The sequence below is a fragment of the Actinoplanes sp. NPDC049599 genome (assembly GCF_044465625.1).
Classification (GTDB): Bacteria; Actinomycetota; Actinomycetes; order Mycobacteriales; family Micromonosporaceae; genus Actinoplanes.
On sequence record NZ_JBITLX010000003.1, the window covers coordinates 33,967 to 49,778 of the forward strand.

Here is a 15,812-nt window from a genome sequence, read left to right on the forward strand (position 1 = left end):
GGTGGGCGGGCTCAGCGCCGTTTACGGTTCCGGGAAATCAGGACGAACGCCAGCACGATGCCGGCGACCACGAGCAGGCAGCACAGGCCGCCGATGATCGGGAAGAATCCGAAGCCGCTGCGACGCCGGCGCGAGCGTGCCGCCTCGACCGCGAGTTCGGCCGTACCGTTGCTCGCCGCCCAGGCGTGCACCGGGATGACCAGCGTCAGGACGGCACCCGTCACGGCGGCGCTGAGCCGTGACCACCATTTCACTGCGGAAGACATGGAGTCCATCTTGGCGGACTGCCGCAAGGCCCGCCGCGCCGGACCGCCGCCCGGCAGGGCAGGCTAGGAGCCAGAGTCGAGTGAGGGGACCTGGATGGACGCGGATCTGACTGCTCTGGCCGAGGCGCACGGGGTGGCCACCTGGTACGAGGACTGGCATCGCCAACGCAAGGACGTGTCGGCCGAGTCGGTGATCGGCGTGCTGGGGCTGCTCGGCGTCGACGCCACCTCCCCGGCCGCGATCAGCGCCGAGCTGACGCGGATCCGGACCGCCCGGGAGCAGCACCGGCTGCCCGGGACGGTGGTCGTCCGGCACGGCAGCACCGAGCCGCTGACCGGCACGGTCCACCTGGAGGACGGCTCCCAGGTGCGGGCCGACGGCCGGCTCCCCCGCGACCTGCCGCTGGGCTGGCACCGGCTGGTCACCGACGACCAGGAGGTCACGCTGGTCGTGGTGCCCACCCAGCTGCCCGAGCCGCCGGAGGCCTGGGGCTGGATGCTCCAGCTCTACGCGCTGCACTCGGCCGCCTCCTGGGGCGTCGGCGACCTCGGTGACCTGCGCGACTTCGTCGGGGGCAGCCGCGGCGCCGGGCTGGTCCTGCTCAACCCGCTGCACGCGATCACCCCGACGCTGCCGGTGCCGGCCTCGCCGTACTCGCCGTCCAGCCGCCGGTTCGCCAACCCGCTGTACCTGCGGGTGGCCGACACAGACGCGTACCGCCGGGCGGATCAGCCGGTCCGCGAGCAGGTCGACGCCCTGCGGCCGCGCCCGACCACCGACGGCCTGATCGACTACACCGCGGTCTGGCAGGCCAAGCGCGCCGCGCTGGAGCTGCTCTGGCCGCTGGCCGGCGAGGTGGACCTGACCGCCGACCCCGGGCTGACGGACTTCGCGACGTTCTGCGCGCTGGCCGAGCTGCACGGGGCGAACTGGCAGGAGTGGCCGGCCGAGCTGCGCCGCCCGGACTCGCCCGCGGTGCTGGCCGCCCGCGGCGGCGACCGGGTCGCCTTCCACGTCTGGCTCCAGCAGCTGCTGGAGGCCCAGCTCGGCGCCGCCAACCGGGCCGCCCGGGAGGCCGGGATGCCGGTCGGCATCGTGCACGACCTCGCCGTCGGCATCGACCCCAGCGGCGCGGACGGCTGGCTGCTGCAGGACGTGCTCGCCGCCGGGGTGCACACCGGTGCGCCGCCGGACGCGTTCAACCAGCTCGGGCAGGACTGGGGGCTCGCGGCGTGGCGGCCCGACCAGCTCATCGAGACCGGCTACGCGGCGTACCGGGACATGCTGGAGCGGATCTTCCGGCGGGCCGGCGGCCTGCGGGTCGACCACGTCGCCGGGCTGTGGCGGCTCTGGTGGGTGCCGCCGGGCATGGGCGCGGCCGACGGCACGTACGTGCACTACGACCCGGAGGCGATGCTGGGCATCCTGGCGCTGGAGGCGCACCGGGCCGGCGCGGTGGTGATCGGCGAGGACCTCGGCACGGTGCTGCCGGTGGTCACCGAGACGCTGGAACGCATGAACATGCTGGGCTCGGCGGTGCTGTGGTTCACCCGCGACTACGACGACCCGGCGGAGGGCTACCTGCCCGCCGCCGACTACCCGCGCAACGCGCTGGCCACCATTTCCACCCATGACCTGCCGACGGCGGCCGGCTTCCTGGTCGGCGAGCAGGTCCGGGTCCGCGCCGAGCTGGGCCAGCTGGCCGGGACGGTGGAGGACGAGCGGGAGTTCGCCGACCAGGACCGGGCCCAGCTGCTGCTCCGGCTCACCGAGGAGGGCCTGATCACCCCGGACACGCCGGCCGAGGAGATCATCGTGGCGATGCACGAGTTCCTCGCCCGCACGCCGTGCCGGTTCATCACGGCGTCGCTCTACGACGTGCTCGGCGAGCTGCGGCAGCCGAACCTGCCGGGCACCACCGACCAGTATCCGAACTGGCGGATCCCGCTGACGACTAGCCTGGAGCAGATCCTGGCCGACCCGCGGGTGGCCCGGATCGCCGAGGTGCTGAGCGCGAAGAAGGGGACAGCCGGATGAGCTTCCTGGACAAGGCGAAGGAATTCGCCGACAAGCACGACAAGCAGGTCGACCAGCTGCTGGAGAAGGCCGGTGACGAGGTCGACAAGCGCACCGGGCACAAGTACTCGGCCCACATCGACAAGGGCGTGGACGAGGCACAGAAGCGCACGGGCGAGGGTGACACCCGGGTGTGAGGTTTGCCGCCGGTCGGCCCGGGCATCCCGTCGTCACCAACGAAGGGACACCGACATGGGTTTCATGGACAAGGCCAAGGACCTCGCCGACCAGCACGACGAGCAGGTCGACAAGGCTCTGGACAAGGCCGGTGACCAGGTCGACGACCGGACCGGCAACAAGTACTCCGAACACGTCGACAAGGGCGTGGACCAGGCTCAGGCCCGCACCGGAGCCGGCGACACCCAGCAGTGACCGCCGTTTCCCGGGGCCGTCCGCAGGCTCAGCCGGCGAGCGGCTCCGGGGGCGGGTCGTCGTCGAGCGCGAAGAGCATGGGGTGCACCGCCAGCCGGTGGTCCCGCTCGCGGCAGCGCGTCGGCGGCAGCAACGAGGACCGGTGCTCCGGGTGCTCCCCGCAGTGCCGCATGGCCCGGGTGATCGCGTCGGTGTGGTGCCGGCCGCCGCCGTACTCGCCGCAGCTCTCGCAGTCCCAGCGCCAGTAGCCGGGGCCGTCCTCGGACTCGTGCCGCCGGATCCGCAGCGGCGGCCCGGCCCGGTGCTGCGCGGCGGCGAGGATGGCCGCCATGTCGTTCGCCGGTGGCGGACCGGCCGTCCGCAACGGCCCGCTGCCGATGATCTCGGCCAGCGCACTGGTCCCCGTACCCGACACCACTCACCTCCACGTTGATTGGTCGGGCCCAGTGTGGACCGGCGATCACCACCCGTATGACGGGTTTCACGTATAAGGCAGGCGTCGTTCACTCGCAGTGATGCACCCCGAACAGTCCGCATCCTCCTGCTCACGGCAACGGTGTTACCGTGGTCGATCGGCCGTGCTCGGAGGTGGCAGGTGCAGACAAGCGGCACAGCCGCCGATGCGCGCCCACCGTTCCTCCACTCCGCTTTCTTCTACGACTCCGACGCCGCCTATGGCGCCACCCTCGCCACGTTCGTCCGGGAGGGTCTGGCCCGCGGCGAGGCGGTCGCGGTCGCGGCGAACATCCGGCACACCGCGCTGCTGCGCGACCACCTCGCCGACGATGCCGCCGAGGTGCGCTTCCTGCCGGCCGAGGAGTGGTACGTCCGCCCGGTGCGCACCATCGCCGGCTGGTCCCAGCTGCTGCGGGCCGCGGCGGCGAGCGGCCGGCCGTTCATGCGGCTGGTCGGGCACACCTCGTCGGCGCACGGCGCGCGGACCTGGGTGCGGTTCGAGTCCGCCCTGAACTCCTCGCTGGCCGGGCTGCGGGGGCATCTGCTGTGCCCGTACGACCGGGCCGCCCTGCCGGCCGACGCGGTGCGGACGGCCACCCGCACCCACCCCCGGCTGTACGACGACGGCTGGCGGGACAGCGCGCGGTACGAGTCGCCGGAGCTGTTGCTGGCCGAGTTGCCGGAGCAGCCGTACCCGGTGATCGGGGAGCCGGTGCTCGCCGTACCGATCAAGGACACCGTGGCGGACCTGCGGGCGCAGGTCCGGGCGCAGGCCCTCGCAGAGGGCTGGCTGGCGCCGGAGCGGGTCGAGAACCTGCTGCTGGCGCTGAGCGAAGTCGCCACCAACGGCATCCGGCACGGCGGCGAGCAGCGGGAGCTGCGGATCTGGCTGACCGCCGACGCGGTGGTCTGCGAGGTCACCGACAACGGCCCGACGCCACCCGGGCCGCTGGCCGGCTACCTGCCGCCACGGGCCGGCGTGATCGGCGGCATGGGGATCTGGCTGGTGCAGCAGCTGAGCGACGCGATGGCGATCCGGCGGGCGGACGGGCTCACCCGGGCCCGCTTCGCGCTGCGCCGCAGCCCCGCCTGACCGGGGTAACCCGCACCGTTTCCCCGGCGCGACGGCCCGCCGTGTGTCCGAATAGTACGGATAAGACCGTACTATTCAAGGAGACTTCCCGTGCCCCCTCACCCGCACGTCCCCCAGTCCGCCCCACCCGGATCGGCGGTACCGGCGCAGCCCGCCGAAGCCCCCGGCTGGGAGACGCTGGAACTGGCGCGGCACAGCGCGGAAGCGCACGCGACCTTCCAGCGGCTGATGACCGAGGCGCATCTGGAGTACCTGCGGGTCATCGAGGCCCTGACCGGCCGACCGGCCGAGCCCGGCCGGGCCGCCGCCACGCCGCGCACACCTGCCGCCAACGCCGCTACCGGCCGCTGGGCGGGTCCGAGTACCGGCTCCAACCGCGGCGTCCGGCCGGCCGGCGGACCGGTCCGCCGGGCCGAGCAGGCACCGGCGGGCCCGGCGGCCGACGGCCGGGCCGAATCGCCCCTCCCCGCCGCGGGTGAGCAGACGGTGCCGGCGCAGGCGGACCGGCACGGCACGACGGCCGAGGCCTCCACCGGCCCGGCACCGGACCACGCGGCGACGAGCGCCGGCGCGGCCCCCACCAACCGCGACCTCCGGACCGATCCAGCGGCCCCGACCAGCGGCGACCTGACCGACCACGACCCGACCAGCCACGACCCGACCGGCCAAGCCCCGGGAGACCGCCACTCGACCGACCACGACCCAGCCGACCGCGCCTCGACCGACCTGAGCTCCACCAACCGCGCTTCAACTGACCGCGCCTCCGCCGACCGCGACCCCACCGACCGCGCCTCGACTGACCGCGACTCGACCAACCGCGACTCCACCGACCCGGATGAGACCGGCACCGAGCCCGCCGGCGTGGATCGTGCCGGCCTGGGCCGGACCGGCCTGGGCCGCGCGGGCTTCGACCGGACCGGGCTGGACCGTGCTGGCCTGGACCGTGTCAGCTTGAACTGGGTCAGCCCGGACCGGGCCGACCTGGACCGGGCCGAGACCGCGACGGACCCGGATGCGGCGGCCGCCGACCCGGCCGGCGCCGGCTCCCGCCCCACCACGCCCCAGCTCGACGGCCCGCTCGAGGTCGACGTGGTCCGGCTGACCATGTCCTGGGCGCAGACCCCGCTCGGCGGCCTCGCCCCGCCCGGCCTGCACGCCGGCCCGGTGCACGTCGTCGACGGCGGCAGCGGCCTCGGCGCGGCCGTGGCCGCCGAGCTCACCGCGCGCGGCCTGGCCGCCGCTGTCGCCACCCACCCCGGCCTCGGCGGCGTCATCTTCCTCGGCGGCATGGCCCGCCCCGCCCCGCCCGACGAGGCGATCGCCGCTCAGCTCACCGCGCTGTGGCTGGCCCGCAACGGCAAGGACCGCGGGATCTTCGTGACCGTCGCGGACACCGTGACCGGCCGGGCCGGCGCCTGGCTCGGCGGGCTGGTCGGGCTGGTCGGCGCGGTCGGCCGGGAGCGGCCGTCGGCGTCCGCCATCGCCATCGAGTGCGAGCGCGGCGACCGCGATCCGGCCGCGGTGGCGGTCCTGATCGCCGACGAGATCACCCGGGGCGCCGGGGCGCAGCGGGTCCGGGTCGCCGCGGACGGCACCCGGTCGGTCGGCCGGCTGGTGTCCGCCGGGGCCGGGGCGCCGCGCGAGCGGGTCATCGGCCCGGAGTCGGTGATCGTCGCGTCCGGCGACGCGCGCGGCTTCTGCGGCGCGGCTCTGGTGGAGCTGGCCCGGTCCACCCGGTGCCGGCTGGTGCTGCTCGGCCCCACGCCGCTGGCCGTCGAGCCCGAGCACCTGGCCGGCGCGGCCGACGAGGTGTCGCTGATGCGCAAGTTCGCCGCCGGCACCGGCGGGCCGGACGGCCTGGCCGGGATGCGCACCCGGGCCCGCGCGGTGCTGGCCGCCCGGGAGATCCGCGAGACCATCACCGCCTGCGAGGCCGCCGGCGCCGAGGCCCGGTACGTGCACACCGACGACCGCGACGCCGACCGCCTCACCGCCGAACTCGACCAGATCCGCGCGGATTGGGGCCCGATCACCGGCGTGCTGCACTGCGCCGAGGTGGTGGTGGAACGCCGTACCGGCGAGCGGTCCGCGGTCGACGCGGACCGCACGCTGAGCACCCACCTCGCCGGCCTGCCCGCCCTGCTCGCGGCGACGGCGCAGGATCAGCTCGACACCCTGATGCTCTTCTCCTCGGTGGCCGGCTGGTCCGGTGACCTCGGGCCGGGCCCGCAGGCGCTGGTCGGCGCCACCCTGGACCGGATCGCCGAGGCCGAGCAGCGGCGCCGGCCCGGCTGCCTGGTCCGGTCGCTGGCCTGGGACCCGGCGGACGGCGCCGTCCCGGCGGCGGGCGGGGAGCCCGGCCACGCCGAGATCGTCCCGGTGCACACCCGGGCCGCCGCGTTCGTCGCCGAACTGGCGGTCGACGGGCCCGTCCACGTGGTGCTGGCGCCGCGGTCCACGGTGCCGGACCGGGCCCAGCCGGCCAGCGTCGCCGTCGATGCCGGCACCCATCCGTGGCTGGCCGATCACCGGCCGCAGGACGTGGCGATCCTGCCGCTGGCGGCCGGGCTGGGCTGGATGGCCGCGGCCGCCCGGGTCCGCGAGCAGGACGCCGTGCTGACCGGCGTACGGGTGCTGCGCTCGGTCACCACCGAGCACCCGCAGACGATCGGGGTGACGGTGTTCGGCCGCGAGGTGTGGCTGAGCAACGACTCGGGCGAGCCGTGCTTCCGGGCCGGGTTCGGCGCACCCGGGCCGGACCGGGACTGGCGCCCCATCGGCGACCCGGCCCGCTACCCGGGCAGCTCGGTGTATGCGGGCCGGCCGCTGTTCCACGGCCCGCGGCTGCACGTGGTCCGCTCGCTCGGCGAGATCGGCCCGGACGGGGTGGTCGGCACCGTGCTGGGCGCCCGGGCGATGGGCTGGCCGGACGACGACCTGCCGGTGGATCTCGCCGCCCTGGACGGCGCGCTCCAGCTCAGCGGCGTCTGGGCGATGGACGAGCACCGCCCGGTGCTGCCGATGGGGGTGGCCGAGTGCCGCATCCACCGCTGGGGGCGGCTGCCGGGTCCGGCCCTGTGCGTGGTGGCCGACGGTCACCGCGACGACCGCGGCGCGCGCTGCGACGCGGCCCTGGTCGGCCCGGACGGCGAGCTCTGGGCCGAGCTGCTCGGCATCGAGTTCGTGGCCCCGCTCAGCGGGCGCTGAGTGGCCCCGCTCAGCGGGCGCTGACCAGCCCTAGGGTGCTGGGTTTGACGCCGGGGAAGACGCCGGTCGGGTCGCTGACCCCGCACCGGGCGCGCAGGATCTCCCCGATGACCGCGCGATAGTCGGTCGTCACGGCCAGGTCGCCGTCCACCAGTTGGGCGGCGGCCAGGCCGGGCCAGCGACCGTGCACCTTGCCGCCGCGGACCCCGCCACCGAGCACGAGCATGGCGTTGCCGTAGCCGTGGTCCAGGCCGCCGGAGCCGTTCTGGCCCACCCGGCGGCCGAACTCGCTGATCGTGACCAGGGTGACCCGGCCCAGCCCGGCCGGGCCGAGGTCGGTCGCGAACGCCGCCAGCGCCCGCGCCAGCTCCGCCAGGTGGTCGTACATCTTCTTGCCGGGCGCGGCCGTACCCAGGTTCTCGTGCATGTCCCAGTCGCCGGAGTCGACGGTCGCGCTCATCAGGCCGACCTCGGCCTTGACCAGCCGGGCCACATCCCGCAACGCGGCGCCCAGCTCGGTGTCCGGGTACGCGGCCCCGGCGGCCGGCCGATACCCCGCGGCCCTGAGCCGGCCTGTGGTGGCCAGCGCACCTGTGGTCATCGCCGTGGTCTGCGCCAGGGCGTCGGGCGCGCCCGCGTACAGGGCGGTCATGGTCGCGGCCATCGGGCGGTGCGGGTCCTCGCCGGAGAGCTCGAAGTCGTCGACCGCGGTGAGGCCCAGGTTCGGCGCCGGGCCGGCCAGCAACCGCGCGGGCAACGCGCTGCCGAGCGAGACCGCGTCGAACGGCCGGTCGGCACCGAGCCCGCCGATCATCCGGTCCAGCCATCCGGTCCGCAGCGTGGTGCCGGGTGCGGCCCGTTCGAGCTCCTCCATCGCGGAGAAGTGCGAGCGGTTCGGCGCCGGCTGGCCGACGGCCTGGACCGCGCCGAACGTGCCCGCCTGCCAGAACGGCAGCAGCGGCGCCAGCGCCGGGTGCAGCCCGAAGATCCCGCTGCGGCCGAGGAGCCGGGACGTCGGCACGGCGATGCCCGGCCGCGCGGCGTAGTACCCGGCGTCACCGGCCGGCACCACGGCGGACAGGCCGTCGAAGCCGCCGCGCAGCGACAGCACCACCAGCACGTCACCGGCGTACGAGCCGTCGGCGGCGAAGGCCAGCTGGGTGGCGAGCTGGTCGCCGACCAGACCGGCGAAGACCCCGGCGGCGCCCGCGGCGAGCAGCTTGCGACGGGTGACCGGGGCACAGCCACAGGCCTCGACAACGGACATGGTCACCTCAGCGCGAAGTAGGGAGAGTTGAGCAGCAGCGCGACCAGGTACGGGAACGCCCACCCGACGGCTGCGTCGTTCGCCCGCAGGGCCGCGGCGGGCGTCTTGCCGTAGAAGGCGGCGAGCGCCGTGGTGTGCGCCGGCGCGAGAGTACGGCCGACCAGCCGGGTGGCGACCGCGTCGATCAGCGCCCCGTACGTGGCCGGCACCGTCCCGGCGAACTCGGCGACCAGCGAAGCCGGCCGCTGCAACGTGCTCGGCCACCAGCCCGCGGCGATGTTCAGGTGCGCGTTCCACCGGATCAGCTGCCCCGACGGGGAGGCCCAGGCGCTCGCGACGTCGGGATAGCCGTTCGGCGGTGCCCAGGCCATCGGCGCCTGCCCGGCCGACTCGGCGATCCAGACGAGCGCCTGCAGCGCCTTGGCGCCGGACTTCTCCGGCGCGTAGCCGAGCGTGCGGACCGTCGCGACGACGTCCTCGTACGGCGTCCGGGTCTTCGCACCCACCGAGGCGGCGAACTCCGCGGAACCGAAGAGCGCCCGCAGCACCGGGGCGATGGCCGTCCCGTTGCTCAGGTAGACCTTCGCCAGCCGGGTGACCAGCGCGGCGGGCGGGTCGTCGGCGACGAAGCGGACGCAGAGCTTGGTGGCGATGCGCCGCGCGGTCGACGGGTGCAGGGCCAGATAGTCCAGCAGGGCCAGCGCCGCCGCCTGGCCGCCGGCTGCGGTGGTGTTGGCGTGCCGGAAGCCGAGCACCTTGACGGCGCCGGTGGCGTGCCGGCCGGCCTCGTAGACGTAGCGGCCGGTGTCCCAGCTGACCGTCATGCCGGTGAGCAGCCGGGCGGCGTTCTTGACGTCGGCTTCGGTGTAGCCCAGCCCGACGGTGTGCAGCTCCAGCAGCTCGCGGCCGTAGTTCTCGTTCGGCGCGGCCCGGGTGGAGAAGCGGTTGTCCAGGTACGTCAGCATCGCCGGATGCCGCGCGGAGGCCTTCAGCAGGTCCGCGAACCGGCCCAGCGCGTACGGCCGGATCACCGTCCGGTCGTAGTCGGGCCGGTTGTCCCACACGTCGCCGGAGGGGTTGGTGACGTTCAGGTGGTTGGACCAGAAGTCGACCATCACCTCCAGCAACTGGCGTTCACTCCAGACCGCGCGGGCGACCGTGGCGCAGCTGAGCTGGGACATGGCGGTCCAGCCGTACATCTGCAGGGCGCCGCTGCGCACCTTGGCCCGGACGCCGTCGATGGTCAGGCCGCTCAGCGGCAGCCGGGCGACCAGCGCGTCGGCCGTCGGATCGGCGATGGCCGCGGGCTTGAGCTGGCGTTCCAGCCAGGCCGGCGCGCCGAGCCGGCGGATCTCGGCCGTCGCGGCCGGCGTCGGGCCGTAGGTCGCGCGGCGCAGCACGTGCAGCAACGGGTCGCCGGGGAGGAAGTCGGTGACCGTCACCCCCTCGACGTCGGCCGGGCGCCCGGACTTCGCTGGGTTCCCGCCGCCCTGCTACCGAACCGCAACCGACATAATGCTGCGATGGCGCAGCGCAGGCGGGGTGAGCGGCGGGTCGAGACCGTCGGCACGGGCGTCGCCGAGCTGGTCGGCGACCCGGACCGGGCGTCCGGCTGGACGCTGCTGCTGGACGGCGCGCCGCAGTCACACGTCGACCTGGCCGACCCGACCCACCTGGAGTTCGAGTACATCCGCCGGATGGCCGCGGCCATCGACCTGATCGCGCCGGCCGGCACGCCGCTGCGCGCGCTGCACCTGGGCGGCGGCGCGCTGACACTGCCGCGCTATCTGGCCGCGACCCGGCCGGGCTCGCCGCAGCGGGTGGTGGAGATCGACGGGCCGCTGGTCGAGCTGGTGCGCCAGGCCCTGCCGTGGGACCCCCGGGCCAAGCTCCGGGTACGCGTCGGTGACGCCCGCGAGGCGGTCACCGGCATCCGGGACGCCGGGTACGACCTGGTCGTCGTCGACGTCTTCGCGGGCTCGCGCACCCCGGCGCACCTGGCGTCGGTGGAGTTCATGCACGAGGTGGCCCGGGTGCTGGCGCCCGGCGGGTGGCTGATCGCCAACGTGGCGGACGGGCCGCCGCTGCACTATGCCCGTACCCAGGTGGCCACCATCCGGGCGGCGCTGCCGCAGGCCTGCCTGGTCGCGGACGCCGCGGTGCTGCGCGGCCGGCGCTTCGGCAACCTGGTGGTGCTCGCCGGGCGGACCCCGCCGCCGGTCGCCGAGCTGAGCCGGCGGGCGGCCGGGGACTGGTTCCCGGGCCGGGTCGAGACGGATCTCACCCGGTTCACCGCCGGCCGGGCACCGGCAACGGACATCGACGCGCTTCCCTCCCCGGCCCCACCCGAGGGTCTGTTCAGCGCGCGGCCCTAGACAGCAGTACGGCCGCCCTCGGCCAAATGGTTCAGCCGTTCCGGCCGGGGGTGCCGTCGTTCCGGGATGCGGCGAATTCCTCTCCCCGTGACTTGTCGGACCTCAGCTATATCGATCTAATCGAGGTATGCCGGAGCAGCATTTCCTCTCTGCCAGTGCGCCTCCCGCCAGCCATACCGACGTCTTCGGCCCGTTGCAGGGCGGTGAGCGCGTCCTCTGGCAGGGCCGCTGCGCCGTGGCCGAGTACGCATTCAACGAGGCCGCGTCCCTGCCCCGCTGGGCGCTGCCGGAAGCCACCGAGGTCCTCGTCACCGATCGCCGCGTGCTGTACGCGTACACCCGTGCCGACTCCCCCGACGACCTCGAGGTCACCTCGGGCGAGCTGCGCTGGCTCTGGCCGCAGCACCTGCGCGTGCAGCCCGGCGCCCCGAACGCGAGCCGCGCGGCCGCCGCGGCCCAGGTCCAGCTCGTGTGCGCCGCCGCCGACGGGTCCTTCCCGGCGCTGGTGTTCGCCGGCGGCGAGCTCGCCACGGTCGCCGACGCCGACCGGCTGGCCAACCTGATCCGGCACGCGATAGCCCGGTTCCGGGTCGACAACGCGGCGAAACTGGGCCTGTCGACGCCGCAGGAGCGGATGCTGTCGCGGCTGCTGATCGGCCCCGAGTTCAGCAACTACGCCGGCGGCGCGGGCCAGACCGTGTCCCTGCTCGGCGCCCTGTCGGTGCACCGGCCGGCCCAGCCCGAGCCGCAGCTCGAGGCCGTGCGCGTCGAGCCCGCGGCACCCGCCCGGCACGAGGCCGGCGGCCTGCGCCTGCCCGGGCAGCGCCCGGGTCTGGCCGCCGACGAGGCACGCGCGCTGCGGGCCGCCGCGGCCGAGCAGGCCACCAACCTCGCCCACCCGGATCTCGCCTCGCGGGCGGCCGATCTCGCCGCCCGGGTGGCCAGCCTGGTCTCCGTCACCGAGGAGCAGGCCGCCGCCGCAGAGCAAGCAGCCGCCGCGCAAGCAGCCGCCGCCGCAGAGCAGGCTGCCGCCGCCGCGCAGCGAGCCGTCTCAGCGGCACACGCCGCCGCGGAACCGGCCGCCGAGGAGGAGCCGACCACCGACCTCTCCGCCCGGGCCGCCAACGTGCGCCGCGCCGCCGCGCGTTTCGCGGCCAACTCGGCGAAGGGCAAGGCCCCGGTCCGCCGCGGCGGGCCCGAGATCGGCTCGACCAGCCGGGGCAACCGCTCCCACTGAGCCCGGCCGCTCAGACCGGCCCACTGAGCCCGGCCGGCTCAGACCGGCCGGCTCAGACCGGCCGCTCAGACCGGCCCGCTCAGACCGGCACCTTGAAGCAGGCGCCGGCGGTGACCCGCTCGTCGTGCACCTCGTGCGCCCGGGCCAGCAGCGCCATCAGCTCGTCCTGCTGGCGGATCCGGGCCCGGTACTTCTCCGGCAGGCTCCGCAGGTGGGTCTCCTCGTCGAGCAGCCGGTGGTAGATCTCGTCGCAGTACCGCGGGTCGGTCTCGATGTCGAGGAACTCGGACGCGTGCCGCCGAGCCGCGGCGACGTACGTCTGCGCCCGCCCCTTGGGGCTCAGCAGCGACGCCACCACCGTGATGATCAGCACGCCGATGATGAAGCCCAGCGACGCGCCGGTGCTGATCTCGACCACCTCGATCTGCTCGCCGGCGTTGATGAACGGCACGTTGTTCTCGTGCATCGCATGCAGGATCAGCTTCACCCCGATGAAGGCGAGGATCGCGGCGAGGCCGTAGGAGAGGTAGATGAGCCGGTCCAGCAGCCCGTCCAGCAGGAAGTAGAGCTGGCGCAGGCCCAGCAGCGAGAACGCGGTGGCCGTGAAGACCAGGTAGACGCTCTGGGTGAGGCCGAAGATGGCCGGGATCGAGTCCAGCGCGAACAGGATGTCGGTGCCGCCGATCGCCACCATGACCAGCAGCATCGGGGTCAGCACCCGCTTGCCGTCCACGACGGTGAACAGCTTGTCCCCGTCGTAGGCGTCGGAGGTGCGCAGGAAGCGCCGGGCGATCCGGATGATCACGTTGTCCGCGGACCGTTCGTCGCTGTCGTCACCCTTGAGCAGGTTGCCCGCGGTGATCAGCAGGATCAGCCCGAACAGGTAGAACACCCACGCGAACGAGTTGATCAGCGCGGCGCCCAGGAAGATGAAGCCGGTCCGGGCGATCAGCGAGAACACGATGCCGAACAGCAGCACCTTCTGCTGGTCCGCGCGGGGCACCTTGAAGCTGTTGAGCAGCACCAGGAAGACGAAGAGGTTGTCGACCGACAGCGCCTTCTCGGTCACCCAGCCGGCGAAGTACTCCGCCCCCATGTCCGTGCCGCCGAGCACCAGCACCCCGAGGCCGAACACGATCGCCAGGCCGACGTAGACGGCCGACCAGGCCGCCGCTTCCCTCAGCGTCGGGATGTGCGCGCGCCGGACGTGGAAGTAGAAGTCGAAGAGGACCAGACCCAGGATCCCCACCACGGTCAAGGTCCAGACCAGACCGGACACCTGCATGACAGCACTCTCCAGGAGGTCTCGGTCGATCAGCGAGATCCATCATCCTAGGGGGAGTGCGGGCCGGGCCGGACCTTCGTCGTGGCGTCGGTCACGGCCGCCCTCAGCTGGGCCGGAGTGAGGAACAGGACGCCGGTCAGGTCGGCGCCACGAAGATCCGCACCGCGCAGGTCGGCGCCGGTCACGTCGGCCGACCGCAGGTCGGCGCCGCGCAGGTCCGCGCCGATCAGCAGGGCCCCGCGCAGGCTCGCGCCACGCAGGTCGGCGCCGCGCAGCCGGCGGCCGATGAGGTTCGCGCCGCGGTGGTCCGGCCGGCGCCCGCCGACTCCCGCCCGGGCCAGCTCGCTGGCCTGTTGCAGCAGCGGGTTGACCCGGCTGCGGAGCGCGTCGACGTCCAGCGCCAGCAACTCCTCGGGTGAGCCGGCGGCCAGCGCGGTGGTCTCGTCGAGGGCCGCGCGCAGCCCCGGGTGCAGCCGGCGCGCCGCGGTCAGCTCCAGCGCCGCGGTCACGTACCAGAGCAGCTCGTGCAGCCGGCGCATGACCGGCAGCACCGCGAACATCTGCCCGGCGATGCCGGGCGTGCCGCGCCACTCGCGGCCGCCGAAGGTCACCTGGGTGACCTGCTGGCCGGCCCCGAAGCAGTCGAACACGACGCAGCCCGGGAAGCCGCGCTCGGGGAGCCGGTCGTGGATCCCGCAGCGGAAGTCCTCGGCCAGGTTCGGGCAGGGCCGGCCGGCCGGCTTGTTGATGGCGAAATCGGACGACTTGGCGAATGCCGGTGCGACACAGCACAGCCCGGCACATCGGCCGCAGTCCGCCTGCAGCAGCTTGAGGTCCCCCACGGGCACGACCGTATACCGAGCCTCGTTTCGGCCGCGGAGTCCGACATGCCAGTTACATGTCGTGACGACGTCACCTGACCGAAAGTAACTCACAGTTGTTGTCATTCCTCATCCGAGCAGGTGAGAACCGCGCCCGTCCGTAGGGCTGACTACGTTGGGTCATTGTCGCTACGCTGCGTTGATCCCCCACAGTTACGAGGAGAACTTGCTGATGCGTGCACGGAAGACGGCGGTCCTCACCGCGATCGGCTGCGCGGCGGCCCTCGGCCTGGCCGCACCGGCCGCCGCCGCGGCGGCCCCGACCATCTCGGCGCCGGCCAGCCGCAACGGCTTCGGCCCGATCACCATCACCGGTACGGCCCCCGCGGGCTCGACGGTCGCCCTGTACGAGTCGGCGTACGTCTTCAACGACTTCTACCCGTCGCCGGACTACTCCAACGGCGGCTACGTGACGACCACCGCCTCCAGCTCCGGCCAGTACACGCTGAGCCGCGTCCTGGACTCCGGCTTCCGCTTCTACGTGGTGGCCGGCGGCGTGGCGTCGAGCCGCATCTCGGTGGCGATGGGCATCGTGCCGACGATGACAATGAGCGCCTCGGCGGGCACCCTCAGCGTCTCGGTGACGGCCAACCCGACCCAGCCGGGCCTGCGGGTGCACATCCAGCGCAGCACCTCCGGCAGCTGGACCGAGGTGGCGAGCGGCTACACCGTCGGCGACGCCGCGCTGTTCAGCGCGACGGTGACCGGGCAGGGCACCGGCACGCACTCCTACCGCGCGGTGATCGACGCCGACAGCGACAACAACCTGCTGGCCGGCCACACCGAGACGGTGACGCTCGACGTCGGCAACGGCAGCGGCAGCGGTGGCGGCACGACCCCCACAACGCCGACCACCCCCACAACGCCCACGACGCCGGCCACGTCCGCGCCGAAGGCCGGTGACGTGGTGTTCTCGAAGATCGTCTACAACTCGCCCGGGGTGGACAACCGCAGCAACACCAGCCTCAACGCCGAGTACGTGCGCCTGACCAACAAGACCAAGAAGACGGTCAACCTCAAGGGCTGGACCGTCCGGGACGTCGCCGGGAACCTCTACACCGTCAAGACCGACCAGAAGGTGGCTGCCGGGGCGACCGCGTACCTGCACACCGGCAAGGGCACCAACGGCCGGCCGGACAGCAAGCACCGGTACTGGAACCGCACCAGCTACGTCTGGAACAACTCGGGCGACACCGCGTACCTGCGCAGCCCGAGCGGCAAGTCGATCGACACCTGCAAGTGGACCAGCAACAAGAGCCTGACCTACTGCTGAGCACCCCCGGCACAACGGCCCTC

13 protein-coding genes and 1 pseudogene are annotated in these 15,812 nt (G+C 73.9%); 8 read left to right on the forward strand and 6 right to left on the reverse strand.

Annotation, left to right across the window (positions count from 1 at the left end):
* Window positions 1-11: 11 nt before the first annotated feature.
* Window positions 12-266, reverse strand: a complete 255-nt coding sequence (locus ACIBQZ_RS06310) for a hypothetical protein (RefSeq protein WP_396087404.1) — start codon at window positions 264-266, stop codon at window positions 12-14.
* A gap of 94 nt (window positions 267-360) precedes the next feature.
* Here ACIBQZ_RS06310 and malQ point away from each other — a divergent pair, with 94 nt between their 5' ends.
* Genes malQ through ACIBQZ_RS06325 form a run of 3 tightly spaced genes read left to right on the forward strand, consistent with a single transcriptional unit; the run spans window position 361 to window position 2,715 of the window.
* Window positions 361-2,304, forward strand: coding sequence for a 4-alpha-glucanotransferase (gene malQ / locus ACIBQZ_RS06315; RefSeq protein WP_396087405.1), 1,944 nt, complete (start codon window positions 361-363; stop codon window positions 2,302-2,304).
* Window positions 2,301-2,480 carry an antitoxin gene (locus tag ACIBQZ_RS06320; RefSeq protein ID WP_396087406.1) on the forward strand — a complete coding sequence of 60 codons (180 nt, stop codon included), beginning with the start codon at window positions 2,301-2,303 and terminating at the stop codon, window positions 2,478-2,480. Before malQ ends, ACIBQZ_RS06320 begins: the two co-directional genes overlap by 4 nt.
* A gap of 55 nt (window positions 2,481-2,535) precedes the next feature.
* Window positions 2,536-2,715, forward strand: coding sequence for an antitoxin (locus ACIBQZ_RS06325; RefSeq protein WP_396087407.1), 180 nt, complete (start codon window positions 2,536-2,538; stop codon window positions 2,713-2,715).
* A 28-nt stretch (window positions 2,716-2,743) separates the two neighbouring features.
* Here the strand turns inward: ACIBQZ_RS06325 and ACIBQZ_RS06330 are convergent, their stop codons facing one another.
* Window positions 2,744-3,130 carry a hypothetical protein gene (locus tag ACIBQZ_RS06330; protein WP_396087408.1) on the reverse strand — a complete coding sequence of 129 codons (387 nt, stop codon included), beginning with the start codon at window positions 3,128-3,130 and terminating at the stop codon, window positions 2,744-2,746.
* 180 nt (window positions 3,131-3,310) lie between these two features.
* Between ACIBQZ_RS06330 and ACIBQZ_RS06335 the strand changes: the two genes are divergently transcribed.
* Window positions 3,311-4,264 (forward strand): anti-sigma factor RsbA family regulatory protein, encoded by a 954-nt coding sequence (locus ACIBQZ_RS06335; protein WP_396087409.1) that lies wholly within the window; start codon window positions 3,311-3,313, stop codon window positions 4,262-4,264.
* 90 nt (window positions 4,265-4,354) lie between these two features.
* Window positions 4,355-7,471 (forward strand): KR domain-containing protein, encoded by a 3,117-nt coding sequence (locus ACIBQZ_RS06340; protein WP_396087410.1) that lies wholly within the window; start codon window positions 4,355-4,357, stop codon window positions 7,469-7,471.
* Window positions 7,472-7,481: 10 nt separating this feature from the next.
* Here the strand turns inward: ACIBQZ_RS06340 and ACIBQZ_RS06345 are convergent, their stop codons facing one another.
* On the reverse strand, window positions 7,482-8,738 hold the full coding sequence (locus ACIBQZ_RS06345; RefSeq protein ID WP_396087411.1) for a DUF1501 domain-containing protein: 1,257 nt from the start codon (window positions 8,736-8,738) through the stop codon (window positions 7,482-7,484).
* A gap of 2 nt (window positions 8,739-8,740) precedes the next feature.
* Window positions 8,741-10,180: a DUF1800 domain-containing protein gene (locus ACIBQZ_RS06350; RefSeq protein WP_396087412.1), complete on the reverse strand. Its 1,440-nt coding sequence runs from the start codon at window positions 10,178-10,180 to the stop codon at window positions 8,741-8,743.
* Between the two features lie 81 nt (window positions 10,181-10,261).
* Here ACIBQZ_RS06350 and ACIBQZ_RS06355 point away from each other — a divergent pair, with 81 nt between their 5' ends.
* Window positions 10,262-11,113, forward strand: coding sequence for a spermidine synthase (locus ACIBQZ_RS06355; RefSeq protein WP_396087413.1), 852 nt, complete (start codon window positions 10,262-10,264; stop codon window positions 11,111-11,113).
* Window positions 11,114-11,240: 127 nt separating this feature from the next.
* The gene (locus ACIBQZ_RS06360) at window positions 11,241-12,350 is read left to right on the forward strand and encodes a translation initiation factor 2 (RefSeq protein ID WP_396087414.1); all 1,110 of its coding nucleotides are present in this window, start codon (window positions 11,241-11,243) and stop codon (window positions 12,348-12,350) included.
* Between the two features lie 304 nt (window positions 12,351-12,654).
* Here the strand turns inward: ACIBQZ_RS06360 and ACIBQZ_RS06365 are convergent.
* Window positions 12,655-13,635, reverse strand: a pseudogene (locus ACIBQZ_RS06365) (TerC family protein); the annotation flags it as partial.
* Between the two features lie 47 nt (window positions 13,636-13,682).
* A complete protein-coding gene (locus ACIBQZ_RS06370) occupies window positions 13,683-14,477 on the reverse strand; it encodes a pentapeptide repeat-containing protein (RefSeq protein ID WP_396087415.1) in 795 nt (264 codons plus the stop codon).
* Between the two features lie 211 nt (window positions 14,478-14,688).
* Here ACIBQZ_RS06370 and ACIBQZ_RS06375 point away from each other — a divergent pair, with 211 nt between their 5' ends.
* Window positions 14,689-15,789 carry a lamin tail domain-containing protein gene (locus ACIBQZ_RS06375; protein ID WP_396087416.1) on the forward strand — a complete coding sequence of 367 codons (1,101 nt, stop codon included), beginning with the start codon at window positions 14,689-14,691 and terminating at the stop codon, window positions 15,787-15,789.
* Window positions 15,790-15,812: the final 23 nt, after the last annotated feature.

Coding starts and splice junctions, on each gene's coding strand:
- ACIBQZ_RS06310 (WP_396087404.1), bottom strand. CDS start 266: ATGTCTTCCGCAGTGAAATGGTGGTCACGGCTCAGCGCCGCCGTGACG.
- malQ (WP_396087405.1), top strand. CDS start 361: ATGGACGCGGATCTGACTGCTCTGGCCGAGGCGCACGGGGTGGCCACC.
- ACIBQZ_RS06320 (WP_396087406.1), top strand. CDS start 2,301: ATGAGCTTCCTGGACAAGGCGAAGGAATTCGCCGACAAGCACGACAAG.
- ACIBQZ_RS06325 (WP_396087407.1), top strand. CDS start 2,536: ATGGGTTTCATGGACAAGGCCAAGGACCTCGCCGACCAGCACGACGAG.
- ACIBQZ_RS06345 (WP_396087411.1), bottom strand. CDS start 8,738: ATGTCCGTTGTCGAGGCCTGTGGCTGTGCCCCGGTCACCCGTCGCAAG.
- ACIBQZ_RS06355 (WP_396087413.1), top strand. CDS start 10,262: ATGGCGCAGCGCAGGCGGGGTGAGCGGCGGGTCGAGACCGTCGGCACG.
- ACIBQZ_RS06360 (WP_396087414.1), top strand. CDS start 11,241: ATGCCGGAGCAGCATTTCCTCTCTGCCAGTGCGCCTCCCGCCAGCCAT.
- ACIBQZ_RS06375 (WP_396087416.1), top strand. CDS start 14,689: ATGCGTGCACGGAAGACGGCGGTCCTCACCGCGATCGGCTGCGCGGCG.